We start from the raw sequence: 13,957 nt of genomic DNA, 5'->3' as shown, positions 1-13,957 counted from the left end.
GGAAAGATCGAGGGGTGTCGATCACCCCTCTGCACGACCCCGGCTGGCGCACCTTCGCCAGCGACAACTACGCCGGTGTGCACCCGGAGGTGCTGGCCGCCATCGCCACGGCCAACGGCGGCCATCAGGTGGCTTACGGCGAGGACCGCTACACCGCCCGGCTGGCCGAGGTGGTGCGCGAGCGATTCGGCACCCGGGCCGAGGTGTTCCCCGTCTTCAACGGCACCGGCGCCAATGTCATCTCGCTGACCAGCATGCTGCCGCGCTGGGGCGCGGTCATCGCGGCGACCACCGCCCACATCAACACCGACGAAGCCGGCGCCCCGGAGCGGATGACCGGCATCAAGCTCCTGACGGTGCCCGCGCCCGACGGCAAGCTCACGCCGGCGCTGATCGCCCGTGAGGCCTACGGGTGGGGTAACGAACACCGCGCCCAGCCGCTGGCCGTCAGCATCACCCAGACCACCGAGATGGGCACGGTGTACAGCGCCGAGGAGGTGCGCGCGATCAGCGAGTACGCCCACGAGCACGGCATGGCCGTGCACATGGACGGCTCCCGGCTCTGGAACGCGGCGGCCGCACTCGATGCGCCCCTGGGCGCGTTCACCTCCGAGGCGGGAGTCGACGTGCTGAGCCTCGGCGGCACCAAGAACGGCCTGCTCGGTGTGGAGGCGGTGGTGGTACTGAACCCGGACCGGGCGACGGGGCTGGTCTATCTGCGCAAGCTCACCATGCAGCTCTCGAGCAAGATGCGTTTCGCGTCCGCCCAACTGCTGGCCCTGTTCGAGGACGACCTCGGATTGCGCAGCGCCGCGCACGCCAATGCGATGGCCCGGCGGCTGCGCGAGGCGCTGCAGGCGGGGATGGCCGACGGCTCACTACCGGGGCTGGCGTTCACCCAGGACAGCCCCGGCAATGCCGTGTTCGCCACGCTGCCTGTCGACGTCGCCGACCGGATCCGGGCGCGGATGCGCTTCTACGACTGGGACCGGGCCCGTGGCGAGGTCCGGTGGATGACGGCCTGGGACACCACCGAGGCGGACGTCGACCGGTTCGTCGCCGTCATCGGTGAGGAGCTACGGCGGTGAAGCTGCCGGTGCTGCCGCCCGTCGCGCCGATGCTGTCGAGATCGGTTCCGGAGATACCACCGGGTGCGTCCTACGAGCCCAAGTGGGACGGCTTCCGGTCGATCTGCTTCCGCGACGGGGACGAGGTCGAATTCGGCAGCCGCAAGGAGCGCCCGATGACGCGGTACTTCCCCGAGTTGGTCAGCGCCGCGCTCGCCGAACTACCCGCCCGGTGCGTGGTCGACGGTGAAATCGTGATCGCCACCGAACACGGTCTCGACTTCGAGGCGCTACAGCTGCGGTTGCACCCCGCCGCGTCGCGGGTGCGGATGCTGGCCGAGCAGACACCGGCGGCCTTCGTCGCCTTCGACCTGCTGGCCCTCGGGGACGACGACTTCACCGGCAGGCCGTTCGCCGCACGGCGCGCCGCCCTGGTCGATGCGCTGGCCGGCTGCGGTCCGACCTTTCACGTCACCCCGGCAACAACCGACCCCACCCTGGCCCGGCGCTGGTTCACCGAGTTCGAGGGCGCCGGCCTCGACGGGGTGATCGCCAAACCCCTCGACGGGCCCTATCTGCCTGACAAGCGGGTGATGTTCAAGATCAAGCACGCGCGTACCGCAGACTGCGTGGTGGCCGGCTACCGCCTGCACAAGTCCAGCGACGAGGCCATCGGCTCGCTGCTGCTCGGCCTCTATAAGGACGACGGCGCGCTCGCCTCGGTGGGCGTGATCGGCTCGTTCCCGATGGCGACACGGAGGTCGCTCTTCGCCGAATTGCAGCCGCTGGTGACCACGTTCGAGCACCATCCGTGGAATTGGGCCGCGGATGTGGACCCCGCCGTCGTGCGCAAATACGGCGGGGGTTCGCGGTGGAACGCGGGCAAGGACCTGTCGTTCGTGCCGCTGCGTCCGGAGCGGGTGGTCGAGGTGCGCTACGACCACATGGAGGGCCACCGTTTCCGGCACACCGCACAGTTCAACCGCTGGCGGCCCGACCGCGACCCCCGCTCCTGCACCTACGCCCAGCTCGACCAGCCCGTCACGTTCCGCCTGAGCGACATCGTTCCCGGGCTGGGTTGAGCAGGGCCCGCCCGCAGCGGATGCGCATTCGCGGCCTACGGACGAGGATCTCGATTTTGCTGGGAGCGTCCGGGGCGGTCGATATGTGGCGCTGCCCGGTCGGGGTGGTGAAAGCGGCGATGTGCACTCCGTCGACCTCGACGGTGTTGACCTCCCAGCCGGGCGCTTCCTTGTGGTAATTGCAGCGCTCGCACTCCCCCAACCCGTTGAGCAGCGTCGTCTTGCCGCCCTTGGCGTACGGCGTCGCGTGGTCGTGATGGCGGATCGGGGCGTCGCAATAGGGGGTGCGACACCGCTGATCCCGTAGGTCGATGAAGGTGGACAGCCCCTTCGGGAAGATCCGGGCCCGCGACTCCATGGCCACCAACGCCCCGCTCGTCGGCTGCGCATAGAGCCGCCGCAACGACGCCCGTCCGCCCTCCGCTGCCTCCTTGATGAGCCGTCGCGCGGTCCCCGCCGGGATCGGCCCGTAGCCCTGCATGTGAGCGGGTCGCTCATCCGCGCTCAACAGCGCGGTGTCCGGCAGCACCAGGTTCACCGCCACCTGCACCGGTTCCGTGGCGGGCTGTCCGGTGATCCGCTCGAACGCCGTGTCCGCCATGACCTGCCCGCGGGTCCGATCATCGAAGGTCGTATCCGCGACGCGTTTCAGCGCCGCATACATGCCCACGCCCTGTGCGACCGGCAGCAGCACTGTCACATAGGTCATGCAGTCGGGCGCCGGCCGCACCGTCACGGTGCGGTCCTCGGCGGCCTTGGCGGCGCGATCGACGAAGGCCTGCGCGTTGAGCCGGTAAGCCACCTTCTTGGCCTCGGCTTCGATCCGCTTGTCACCCCACCCCGCCAGCCGAGCGGGATCCCCACACAGCTCGGCGTCCAGCAGCCCCCGCTGTGCCACGCTCAGGCAGGCTGATTCTCGAACCAGCAGGGTGGCCCGCCATTCGGTGAGCGCGCCACACTGCAACGCCGCCAGCGTGCACGGCATCTCGTGCACCAGCGCCCGGGCGAAGCCCAGATGTCGACCGCCCTGATTGGGCGACGTCCGCCGCGCGAGGGCGATCTCGGCGGCCAGCCCGCGGCCCCGTTGGGCGGCCGGAACCCCGGCGGCAGCCTCGGCCGCGCGGCGCCGGGCATCCAGTAGCGCGGTGACCCGGGCCTGCCCGGCGGCAGCGGCGGCTTTGGCCGTCTCGAGCGCTGCGAGCCGCTGCACCAGCGCAGCTTCATCGGCGCATACGTCGACCGAGGCCAGTTCTTCGAACATGCGTTCGGTCATGTGTTCGATCATGCCACCCGCCTCCGACAAGACCGATATGTTCGCGGTGTGGTGACCGACGCCCTCGCCGCATGGCTGCTCGACTCCGACCCCGCGCTGCGCTGGCAGGTCGAACGGGACCTCCTGGGCCGCCCGCCGGAGGTCTGGGAGCGCACCCGGGCGCGCACCGCGACCGAAGGATTCGGAGCACGCCTGGTCGCGCTCCAAGACGAAGACGGTCAGTGGGCCGGTGGCGCCTTCTTCCCGGCCGACTTCCGATTCGACGAACCCGATTCCGAGCCGGGTCAACCGTGGACCGCGACCACGTGGTCGCTGAACTCACTGCGCGAATGGGGCGTCGACGCCGAGATCCTGCGCACGCGACGCACCGCCGAACTTCTCGCCGCGCACTGCCGCTGGGAATACGACGATCTGCCGTACTGGGGCGGCGAGGTGGACTGCTGCATCAACGCCTGGACCGTCGCCAACGGGGTCTGGCTCGGCGTGGACGTCGCCGAGCTCGCCGAGTGGTTCGTCGCCCACCAGCTGGCCGACGGCGGCTGGAACTGCGAATGGGTCGAGGGGTCGGTCCGGTCGTCATTTCATTCGACGCTCAACTCCCTCAAGGGCCTACTCGCCTACGAGATCGCCACCGGCGGCGCCCCGGCAACCCGCGACGCCCGGCGCCGTGGCGAGGAATATCTGCTGCAACGCAACCTTTTTCGTAGGCAATCGACCGGTGAGCCCGTCGGTCCGTGGGTCCGCGAATTCACCTACCCGTGCCGCTGGGTCTACAGCGTGCTCAATGCGGCCGACTACTTCCGCGCCGCGACACTGGCCGACGGGACCGCTCCGGACCCGCGCATCCAGGAGGCCGTCGAACTGATCCGCGCCGCCCGACAACCCGACGGCACCTGGCTGCAGGGGCGGCGCCCGCCCGGACGGGTGTGGTTCGACGTCGACGCTCCCGAAGGTGAACCGTCGAAATGGCTGACGCTGCAGGCGACCCGGGTGCTGGAATGGTGGGGATGAGCGCCGGAAGATTCGCCCCGAGCCCGTCGGCGGACCTGCACATCGGCAATCTACGCACAGCGGTACTCGCCTGGCTGTTCGCCCGCTCCACCGGCCGCCGGTTCCTGATCCGGGTCGACGACCTCGACGACCGTACAGCCCCCGAGATCGGGCGCCGCCAACTCGACGACCTCGCCGCCATCGGGCTGACCTGGGACGAGCCACCGCAGTGGCAGTCGGGGCATCGCGGGAGGTACGACGACGCCATCGCCGAGCTCGCCGATCGCGGGCTGCTCTATGAATGCTATTGCAGCAGAAAGGACATCGCGCAGGCACCGCGGGCCCCGCACGCCCCACAGGGGGCGTACCCGGGCACCTGTCGCGATCTGACCCCACAGCGGCGGGCGGCGCGTCGCGCCGAGACCGGACGTCCGCCCGCGCTGCGGTTGCGCACCGACGCCATCACCCACACCGTGCACGACGTGGTGCACGGTGAATACACCGGCATCGTCGACGATTTCGTCGTGCGCCGCGGCGACGGAGTGCCCGCCTACAATCTCGCCGTGGTGGTCGACGACGCCGCGTCGGGAATCGACCAGGTGGTGCGCGGCGACGATCTGCTCAGTTCCGCTCCGCGACAGGCATATCTCGCCCGCTTGCTGACGTACCCGGAGCCCACCTATGCGCACGTCGCCCTGGTGCTCAACGAGGACGGGGCACGGCTGGCCAAACGCGACGGTGCGGTCACCCTCGCCGAGATCGGGGTGTCCACCGCGTTGCGGCAGATCGGCGATTCACTCGGCTACCGGGCCGCCGACGTCAACGACATGCTGGCCGAGTTCGACCCGGCGACGCTGCCCCGCACTCCGTGGATCTACCGGCCGGCGTGAGTCGTCAGTATTTTCCGAAGGCGAGGGCGACGTTGTTGCCACCGAAGCCGAACGAATTCGCCACCGCATAGCGGAAGTCCCCGCGTCGCGGCTCCCCGGCCACCACGTCGAGTGCAATCTCCGGATCGAGGTCGGTCAGGTTCAGGGTGGGCGGCACGATCCCGTCGCGCAGCGCCTGCACGGTCACCACCGCCTCGACCGCACCCGCCGCGCCGATGGAGTTCCCCAGCGCGGACTTGGGCGCGTAGACCGCCGGCGAATGTGACCCGAGCGCCGCACCGATGGCCGTCGCCTCGATGCGATCCCCATCCACCGTCCCGGTGGCATGGGCCTTGACCAGGTCGACGTCGCCGGGCGTGAGTCCGGCGCGCTGCAGGGCGCGGCTGATGGCCTCGGTGGCGGCCTCACCGGCCGGATCCGGCGTCACCGGGTCGTAGCTGTCGGAGGTGATGCCCGCGCCCATCAGCCGGGCCAGGATGGTGGCGCCCCGCGCCTTGGCATGCTCCTCGGTCTCGAGCACCATCAGCGCGCCGCCCTCACCGAAGACCAATCCGTCGCGGGCGGCGTCGAAGGGACGGCACGCGCCGGCCGGATCGTCGTTGTTGGTCGACAACCGTCCCAGCCTCGACAGCGCCGCGATCGGCACCGTCTCGATCTTGATCTCCACCCCGCCGCAGATCGCGACGTCCGCCTCACCGAGCACGATCTGCCGCCAGGCCTCGGCGATCCCCGCGGCTCCCGCCGCATCGCCGAGCACCGGGGTCAGCACGCCGGCCTTGGCCTTGTGGTCGAGACCCACCGCCGCGGCCGGCGCATTGGGCATGAACATCTGCACGTCCAGCGGCGATGCGGCCCGCAGACCCTTCGCCTGCAGCGCGAAGTAGCGGATCAGAATGTCCTCCGACGCGCCGAGGCCGATGCCGATCGACACCATCAGTCGGGTGCTGTCCACCTCCGGTGAACCCGCGTTCTGCCAGGCCCGACGGCCCAGCACGGTGGACATCTTCTGCTGGTAGGACAGCCGGCGCTGCTCGACCCGGTTCAGCTCGGACTCGAAATTCTCCAGCAGCTGCCCGCCGATGCGCACCGGTAGGTCGAACTCGTCGACGAACGGGGCGTCCAGCGCCCGGATACCACTGCGCCCGGCGAGCAGCGCCTGCCAGGTCTGTTCGGCATCGGTGGCCAGTGGAGTGGTCGATGCGACGGCGGTGACCACGACGTCGGGGAAGCCGGCCCCGGTGGCCAGCGCTGCCATTTCCGTCACTTCATTCCTCGTGAATGTTCATCGATGGGTACTGGTGGGCAACCTTACGGGTCCGGCTCACCGAGCCGGCGAGGCACTCGGCACGTAAGGGAGACCATGGCAGGCGACGACGCACACTTCTACCGCACCGCGGACGGCACCGGTCTACCCCACGATCCGTTCAATGCCATCGTCGGACCGCGGCCGATCGGCTGGGTGTCGACGGTGAGCCCGGCGGGCCAGGTCAACCTCGCCCCGTACAGCTTCTTCAACGGATTCAACTACCGTCCGCCGGTGGTCGGCTTCGCCTCGATCGGCTGGAAGGACAGCGTCGCCAACATCGAGGCGACCCGCAACTTCGTGTGGAACCTCGCCACCCGCGACCTGGCCGAGGCGATGAACGAGACGTCGGCGTCCGTGCCGTCCGCGCAGAACGAGTTCGAGCTCGGCGGCCTGACCGCCGTGCCCGCGCGCCTCGTCGACGCCCCGCGGGTACTCGAGAGCCCGGTGAACTTCGAGTGTGTGTTGACCCAGCTGATCCAGCTCACCGACTCCGACGGCGGCGAGCTGCCGACCTGGCTGGTGCTGGGCCAGGTGGTCGCCGTCCACATCGACCGGCGGTATCTGGTGGACGGCGTGTACGACACCGCCGGTCCCACTCCGATCCTGCGCGCCGGCGGACCGGCCGACTATGTGGCCGTCGGACGCGACTCGATGTTCCAGATGATCCGGCCGGACAACCGCTGAGCTTGCTAGCGTCCGGCGGTGAGGTTTGCGCGAAGAGCCGTGCCGGCGCTGTTGCTGCTGGCGGTGCTCGCCGTGGCGGGGTGTGGCGGGTCGACCGAACCGAGCCAGAACCCGATCGCCTCGGCAGGGGTTCTGCGCGTCGGCACCGAGGGGGTGTACCCGCCGTTCAGCTACCACGATCCCGCGACCGGCGAACTGGTCGGCTATGACGTCGACGTGGCGCGGGCGGTCGGCGAAAAGCTCGGTGTGGACGTCGATTTCGTCGAGACGCCGTGGGACGCGATGTTCGCCGCCCTGGAAGCCAACCGATTCGACGTCGTCGCCAACGAGGTCACGATCAACCCCGAGCGGCAATCCAAGTACGACCTGTCGCAGCCCTACTCGGTGGGTGAGGGTGTCATCGTCACCCGGGCCGACGACGATTCGATCCGCTCGCTGGCCGATATCCGGGGTAAGACCGCCGCCGAGAACGCCACCAGCAATTGGTCACAGGTCGCACGTGAGGCCGGGGCGAACGTCGAGGCGGTCGAAGGCTTCACCCAGGCCATCACCCTGCTCACCCAGGGCCGGGTGGACGTCGTCATCAACGACAGCATCGCGGTGTACGCCTATCTCGCCGAGACCGGCGACAAGAGCGTCAAGATCGCCGGGACCGTGGGCGAGAAGAGTGAGCAGGGTTTCGCCGCCCGCAAGGACAGCGGCTACCTTCCCGAACTGAACCGGGCGCTCGACGAACTGCGCGCAGAGGGCAGGCTGACGGAGATCTCCCAGCGCTACCTCAAGGCCGATGCGACCGGCGCGCCGCAGGGCGGACAACCGGGTGCGGGCGCCCAGCAGCCGGCGCCGCAGGTGCGCTCGGCGTGGCAACTGATCCTCGACAACCTGTGGCCGTTGGCCCGGGCGGCGCTGACGATGACGATCCCGCTGACCATCATCAGCTTCGCCCTGGGCTTGGTGATCGCGCTGGCTGTGGCGTTGGCCCGGTTGTCGTCCAACGTGGTGCTGACCAATCTCGCCCGCTTCTACATCTCGATCATCCGCGGTACGCCGCTCCTGGTGCAGCTGTTCATCGTCTTCTTCGCGCTGCCGGAGTTCGGGGTGAAGATCGACCCGTTCCCCGCGGCGGTGATCGCGTTCAGCCTCAACGTGGGCGGTTACGCCGCGGAGATCATCCGCGGAGCGATCCTGAGCATCCCGAAGGGGCAGTGGGAGGCGGCGGAGACCATCGGGCTCAACTACACCGGTGCGCTGCGGCGCATCATCCTGCCGCAGGCCTCCCGGGTGGCGGTGCCACCGCTGTCGAACACGCTGATCTCCCTGGTCAAAGACACGTCACTGGCCTCGACGATTCTGGTCACCGAACTGCTGCGCCAGGCCCAGATCGTCGCGGCGCCCACCTTCGAGTTCTTCGCCCTCTACGGCACGGCGGCCGTCTACTACTGGGTGATCTGCCTGGTGTTGTCGTTCGGTCAGAGCCGCGTCGAACACCGACTGGAAAGGTACGTGGCCAGATGAGCGACGATCGCGTGGTCGCCGAAGGAGTGCGGAAGGCCTTCGGGGACAACCAGGTGCTCGAGGACGTCTCGTTCCGCGTCGCCGCCGGATCGGTGACCGCCGTCATCGGGCCGTCCGGGTCGGGCAAGACGACGCTGCTGCGCGCGCTCAACGCCCTCGATCTGCCCGACGCGGGGGTGGTCCGGATGGGCGGCGAGGACGGCGTCGAGATCGACTTCTCCCAGCCGGTGACCAAGGACCAGATCCGGCGTTACCGCGCCCAGAGCGGATTCGTGTTTCAGTCGCACAATCTGTTTCCGCACAAGACGGTGTTGCAGAACGTCACCGAGGGCCCGATCGTCGCGCAGAAGCGGTCCAGGGAGGAGGCCGAAGCGGAGGCGATCGAGCTGCTCACCCAGGTGGGGCTGGGCGCCAAACGCGACCAGTACCCCTATCAGCTCTCCGGCGGACAGCAGCAGCGGGTCGGCATCGCGCGGGCCCTGGCGCTGCGGCCGAAGGTGGTGCTCTTCGACGAACCCACCTCGGCGCTGGACCCGGAGCTGGTCGGTGAAGTGCTCTCGGTCATCAAGGATCTCGCCGTCGAGGGGTGGACGCTCGTGGTGGTCACCCACGAGATCCAGTTCGCCCGTCAGATCTCGAACCAGGTGCTGTTCACCGACGGTGGAGTGGTGCTGGAGCAGGGCCCACCCGAGCAGGTGATCGGGTCGCCGAAGCACGAGCGCACCCGACAGTTCCTCGACCGGATTCTCAACCCGCTGTAGGGGTGCCGTGAGAAGGTGTCCCTCATGGTCAGCCATGAAGCGGACGTCCTGGTCGTCGGCGCGGGTCTGTCCGGCCTGATCGCCGCGCGCACCGTGCTGGCGGCCGGCCTGACACCACTGATCCTGGAGGCCGACACCCGTGTCGGTGGGCGCATCCTCACCGAAGAACTCGGCGGGCTGCCGATGGAACTCGGGGCCCAGTGGATCGGCGACACCCATCAACGGATGTTCGCCTTGGCCGACGAGCTCGGCGTGCCGACCTACCCACAGTTCGACGAGGGTGAGACCACATACGAACTGGCTGGATTCCCGGTGTTGCGCGGCAACGACTTCCACGACCGCTTCGGTGGCGAACTGGCCGAGCTGGAAACGGTGTTGCGCCGTCTCGACGAACTGGCGGCCGAGGTGGACCCGGCGGCACCGTGGACGGCACCGCATGCAACCGAGTGGGACGCGATCACCGCCGGCGCCTGGTACGACGCCCAGGGCCTGTCGCCGGTGGCCCGCACGCTGCTGGAGATCTGCACCGTCGGCATCCTCGCGGTGCCGACGGTCGAGGTCTCGTTCCTGCATCTGCTCTTCACGATCCAGACCTGCGGGGTGACCGCGGAGCTGTTCGCCGAATCCGAGGGTGGGGCGCAGACGACCCGGTTCGTCGGCGGCACCGCCGAGATCCCGAACCGGCTGGCGGCGCTGGTGGCCGACCACCTGGTGCTCGACGCCCCGGTCCAGCTGATCGAGCACAGCGCCGATCGCGTGACCGTGCACTGCCGCGGCGGCCGGGTCGCCCAGGGGCGCCGGGTGATCGTGGCGGTCTCGCCGACCCTGGCCGGACGCATCATGTATGACCCGCCGCTGTCGGGGTACCGCGACCAACTGACCCAGCGGATGCCCAACTCCGCGGCGATGAAGGCGTTCTTCATCTACGACGAACCGTTCTGGCGTGCGGACGGACTCAACGGCCAGCTCATCTCCGACGTGGGTCCGGCGCGGATGTCCAACGACACCTGCATCCAGGGCGACGACCACGGCGTCATCCTGCTGTTCCTCGAAGGGGAACAGGCCCGCACCCACGGGCACTGGTCCGAGGAGGAACGCCGCGCTGCGCTGACCGCAGAACTGGTCCGCCACTTCGGCGACCGGGCCGCCCGTCCACTGCACTACATCGACGGCGAATGGGGCAGCCGACAGTGGACCCGCGGCTGCTACAACGCCAACTGCGGTCCGCTGGTGTGGACCACCTACGGCGCCGCGCTGGCCGAGCCGATCGGGGTCATCCACTGGGCTTCGACCGACACCGCGACCGAATGGAGCGCCTACATGGAAGGTGCGGTGCAGGCCGGCGAGCGGGCCGCGCGGGAGGTCATCGCCGAACTCGCCGGAGACGCGCGATGACCACCGCGGCAATGCTGTTCGCCGCCCTGGCGGCACTGCTGCACGTCTACATATTCGTCATGGAGTCGTTCACCTGGACGAGCCCGCGAACCAGGGCGACGTTCGGCACGACAACCGAGGAGGCCGAGACCACCCGGCTGCTCGCCTTCAACCAGGGTTTCTACAACCTGTTCCTGGCGGTGGTCACCGCGGTCGGGATCGCCGCAGTACTGTTGGGCCGCAACGACATCGGTGCCGCGCTGATCTTCGCGGGTGCCGGCTCGATGGCCGCGGCCGCGGTGGTGCTGGTCGCCTCGTCGCCGGATAAGGCGCGGGCCGCGCTGGCCCAGGGGACGTTCCCGGTGATCGCGGTCGCGCTGCTGGCGGTGTCGCTGTTCTAGAGAAGCAGCGGAAGCGAATTCATGCCCCGCAGCGTCAGATTGGGCTTGTACACCGGATCACCGGCCAAGCGCGTGTCGGGGAAGCGCGCCGTGATCGCGGACAGCGCCACCGCCGCCTCCAGCCGCGCCAGCGGTGCGCCCAGACAGAAGTGGGATCCCTTACCGAAACCGAGGTGCCGGATCTGCGGGCGATCCGGGTCGAAATCGTCGGGCGCGGCGAACGCGGCGGCATCACGGTGCGCGGCGGCCAGCAGGAGCAGGATGTTGTCCCCTTCGGGGACCGTGAGGCCACCGATGGTCATGTCCTCGGCGGCGATGCGGCCCACCAGTTGCACGGGCGGGTCGTATCTCAGCGTCTCCTCGGCCACGACCGCGGCGCGCGGCGGATCGGCCGCCAGCGCCGCCCACTGTCCCGGGTGGCGCAGCAATGCCAGGATCGCGTTGGCGATCAGGTTCACCGTCGTCTCATGGCCCGCGATCAGCAGCAGGTTGCAGGTCGCCACGATCTCGTCCTCGGTGAGCTGATCGCCCGCCTCCTCCGCGGCGATCAGACCCGAGATGAGATCTTCCCGAGGTGCGGTGCGGCGCTCCCCGATCAGATCCCGGAGGTACTGCCGGAGCCAGAGCCCGGCCTGCAGACGCTCCTGCGCCCCGTCGGCGGCCTGACCGGTCACAGCCAGGAACGGGTCCAACGACTGGGCCAGCAGCGCCGATGCCTGGCTGAACTCCGGTTCGTCCGCCAAGGGCACGCCCAGCAGGCGGCAGATCACCGCGACCGGGAGCGGATAGGCGAGGTCGCCGATGACGTCGATCTCGCCGCTGTCGGCCGCGGCGTCGAGCAGACCGTCGACCAACGACCTGATGTCCGGTTCGAGCGCCTTGACCACCTTGGGCACGAACGCCTTGCTCACCAGCCGGCGCAGCCGGGTGTGGTCGGGCGGGTCGAGGAACAGGAAGCCGGGCTGCCCGAACGGGCGGGCGACTGCACCCGCGGCGATCTGACGTTGCGTCACAGTGGATTTGAGCCGGTCACTGGCTGCCGCCGGGTGGCGGAACACCGCGTTGCAGTCGGCGTAGGACGAGAAGACCGCGAGGTTGGCGGCGGGCAGTGCCAGCGGTCCCGCCGCGCGGAACCGGGCGTACAGCGGATACGGATCCGCGCGGTTCGACGGATCCATCAGCTGAGCGAGCAGGGCGTCGGGTTCGGCGTTCGTCATCGGTAGTACCGGCCCAGCACGTGCTCGCGGAGTTCGTCGAACTCGCCGGCGACGATCGCCGCCCTGATCTGGTCGACGAGCCGGACGATGAACCGCTCGTTGTGGATCGTGCACAGCGTCGAGGCCAAGATCTCCTTGGCCTTGAACAGGTGGTGCAGGTAGGCGCGGGTGTAGTGGCCGCAGGTGTAGCAATCGCACTCGTCGTCGATAGGGGTGAAGTCGCGACGATACCGCGATCCGGTGATGTTGTAGCGGCCCGCCTGCGAGTACACCGCGGCGTTACGCGCCACCCGCGACGGCGACACACAGTCGAAGGTGTCCGCGCCCGCCTCCACGGCGGCGAACAGATCGTCGGGCTCGCTGATCCCGAGCAGGTGCCGGGGTTTGTCGCGCGGCAGTTCGCTGGTGACCCAGCCGACGATGGTCGCGAGGTTCTGCTTCTCCAGCGCCCCGCCGATGCCGTATCCGTCGAAACCGGCCCCGTTCTCGTCCCGGATTTCGGTCAGCCCGCGGGCCGCCTGCCTGCGCAGGTCCTCGTACTGCGCACCCTGCACCACCCCGAACAGTGCCTGCGGCGGTTTGTCCGCGCGCTCGACGGACAGCCGGCGGTGTTCGGCCAGACAGCGCACCGCCCACGCGTGGGTGCGCTGCACCGACCGTTCCTGATAGCCGCGGGTGTTGACCAGCGTGGTCAGTTCGTCGAAGGCGAAGATGATGTCGGCGCCGAGCTGATGCTGGATGCCGATGGACACCTCCGGGGTGAACCGGTGCTTCGTGCCGTTGAGATGCGACCGGAAGGTGACGCCGTCGTCGTCGACGACGGCCAGCCGCTCCTTGCCCTTGGCGATGACGTCATCGGCCTGGACGCGTTGGGTGTCCATCGCCAGCACCTTGCGGAACCCCGCGCCCAGCGAGAGCACCTGGAAACCCCCGCTGTCGGTGAACGTCGGGCCCTGCCAGTTCATGAACGCACCCAGACCGCCGGCCGCGTCCACGACATCGGGCCCCGGCTGCAGATACAGGTGGTAGGCGTTGGCGAGGACGGCTTGTGCGCCGAGCTGTTTCATGGCCTCGGGCAGCACGGCCTTGACCGTCGCCTGCGTCCCCACCGCGACGAAGGCCGGGGTGTGGATCTCGCCGTGTGGGGTCCGGATCACCCCCGCACGTCCGGGCCGCCCGGGTAACTCCGCGTCGACGGTGAAGAACTGCTGATCCACCCGGGTATTGAACACCGGTCAGTGCCGGGGCATGAAATCCACGACACGACGCGGTCCGGATGCTCCGTCGCCGTGCCGCATCGGTGTTTCTGTCATTCGCGGGACCGGCGATGATGCGAACCCCATACTGCTGATCATGGTCCGGATCTCCTCCGGACCGCGACAACGAAGGAGAACGGG

13 protein-coding genes are annotated in these 13,957 nt (G+C 69.1%); 9 read left to right on the top strand and 4 right to left on the bottom strand.

Annotation, left to right across the window (positions count from 1 at the left end):
* Positions 1-14: 14 nt before the first annotated feature.
* Both ACN27E_RS19920 and ACN27E_RS19915 read left to right on the top strand, forming a co-directional pair.
* Positions 15-1,088: a threonine aldolase family protein gene (locus ACN27E_RS19920; protein ID WP_422744049.1), complete on the top strand. Its 1,074-nt coding sequence runs from the start codon at positions 15-17 to the stop codon at positions 1,086-1,088.
* Positions 1,085-2,149 carry an ATP-dependent DNA ligase gene (locus ACN27E_RS19915; RefSeq protein ID WP_422744047.1) on the top strand — a complete coding sequence of 355 codons (1,065 nt, stop codon included), beginning with the start codon at positions 1,085-1,087 and terminating at the stop codon, positions 2,147-2,149. The genes ACN27E_RS19920 and ACN27E_RS19915 overlap by 4 nt, the downstream gene beginning before the upstream one ends.
* Here ACN27E_RS19915 and ACN27E_RS19910 read toward each other — a convergent pair.
* Complete coding sequence (locus ACN27E_RS19910) at positions 2,109-3,410, bottom strand: HNH endonuclease (protein WP_422749999.1); 1,302 nt, start codon at positions 3,408-3,410, stop codon at positions 2,109-2,111. The two genes, ACN27E_RS19915 and ACN27E_RS19910, sit on opposite strands and share 41 nt — an antisense overlap.
* A gap of 60 nt (positions 3,411-3,470) precedes the next feature.
* Here ACN27E_RS19910 and ACN27E_RS19905 point away from each other — a divergent pair, with 60 nt between their 5' ends.
* A complete protein-coding gene (locus ACN27E_RS19905; RefSeq protein ID WP_422744045.1) occupies positions 3,471-4,433 on the top strand; it encodes a squalene cyclase in 963 nt (320 codons plus the stop codon).
* Positions 4,430-5,302, top strand: a complete 873-nt coding sequence (gluQRS, locus tag ACN27E_RS19900; protein WP_422744043.1) for a tRNA glutamyl-Q(34) synthetase GluQRS — start codon at positions 4,430-4,432, stop codon at positions 5,300-5,302. The genes ACN27E_RS19905 and gluQRS overlap by 4 nt, the downstream gene beginning before the upstream one ends.
* Before the next feature lie 4 nt (positions 5,303-5,306).
* Here gluQRS and ACN27E_RS19895 read toward each other — a convergent pair whose 3' ends face one another.
* Complete coding sequence (locus ACN27E_RS19895) at positions 5,307-6,557, bottom strand: KasA/KasB family beta-ketoacyl-ACP synthase (protein WP_422749997.1); 1,251 nt, start codon at positions 6,555-6,557, stop codon at positions 5,307-5,309.
* Between the two features lie 105 nt (positions 6,558-6,662).
* Here ACN27E_RS19895 and ACN27E_RS19890 point away from each other — a divergent pair, with 105 nt between their 5' ends.
* The 5 genes from ACN27E_RS19890 to ACN27E_RS19870 are packed head-to-tail and all read left to right on the top strand — an operon-like array spanning position 6,663 to position 11,343.
* Complete coding sequence (locus tag ACN27E_RS19890) at positions 6,663-7,292, top strand: flavin reductase family protein (RefSeq protein ID WP_422744042.1); 630 nt, start codon at positions 6,663-6,665, stop codon at positions 7,290-7,292.
* Positions 7,293-7,310: 18 nt separating this feature from the next.
* The gene (locus ACN27E_RS19885; RefSeq protein ID WP_422744040.1) at positions 7,311-8,807 is read left to right on the top strand and encodes an ABC transporter permease subunit; all 1,497 of its coding nucleotides are present in this window, start codon (positions 7,311-7,313) and stop codon (positions 8,805-8,807) included.
* Positions 8,804-9,568: an amino acid ABC transporter ATP-binding protein gene (locus ACN27E_RS19880; protein WP_422744039.1), complete on the top strand. Its 765-nt coding sequence runs from the start codon at positions 8,804-8,806 to the stop codon at positions 9,566-9,568. The genes ACN27E_RS19885 and ACN27E_RS19880 overlap by 4 nt, the downstream gene beginning before the upstream one ends.
* Positions 9,569-9,592: 24 nt before the next feature.
* Positions 9,593-10,963 (top strand): flavin monoamine oxidase family protein, encoded by a 1,371-nt coding sequence (locus ACN27E_RS19875; RefSeq protein WP_422744037.1) that lies wholly within the window; start codon positions 9,593-9,595, stop codon positions 10,961-10,963.
* Positions 10,960-11,343 carry a DUF1304 domain-containing protein gene (locus ACN27E_RS19870; RefSeq protein WP_422744036.1) on the top strand — a complete coding sequence of 128 codons (384 nt, stop codon included), beginning with the start codon at positions 10,960-10,962 and terminating at the stop codon, positions 11,341-11,343. The genes ACN27E_RS19875 and ACN27E_RS19870 overlap by 4 nt, the downstream gene beginning before the upstream one ends.
* Here ACN27E_RS19870 and ACN27E_RS19865 read toward each other — a convergent pair.
* Positions 11,340-12,560 carry a cytochrome P450 gene (locus ACN27E_RS19865; RefSeq protein ID WP_422744034.1) on the bottom strand — a complete coding sequence of 407 codons (1,221 nt, stop codon included), beginning with the start codon at positions 12,558-12,560 and terminating at the stop codon, positions 11,340-11,342. The two genes, ACN27E_RS19870 and ACN27E_RS19865, sit on opposite strands and share 4 nt — an antisense overlap.
* Positions 12,557-13,777 (bottom strand): tRNA guanosine(34) transglycosylase Tgt, encoded by a 1,221-nt coding sequence (gene tgt / locus ACN27E_RS19860; protein ID WP_422744032.1) that lies wholly within the window; start codon positions 13,775-13,777, stop codon positions 12,557-12,559. Before tgt ends, ACN27E_RS19865 begins: the two co-directional genes overlap by 4 nt.
* Positions 13,778-13,957 lie beyond the last annotated feature (180 nt).

The sequence above is a fragment of the Mycobacterium sp. WMMD1722 genome (genome assembly GCF_049315205.1).
Taxonomy (GTDB): Bacteria; Actinomycetota; Actinomycetes; order Mycobacteriales; family Mycobacteriaceae; genus Mycobacterium.
Note: the sequence above shows the minus strand (reverse complement) of the source record. Positions and strands in the feature narration are given on the sequence as shown.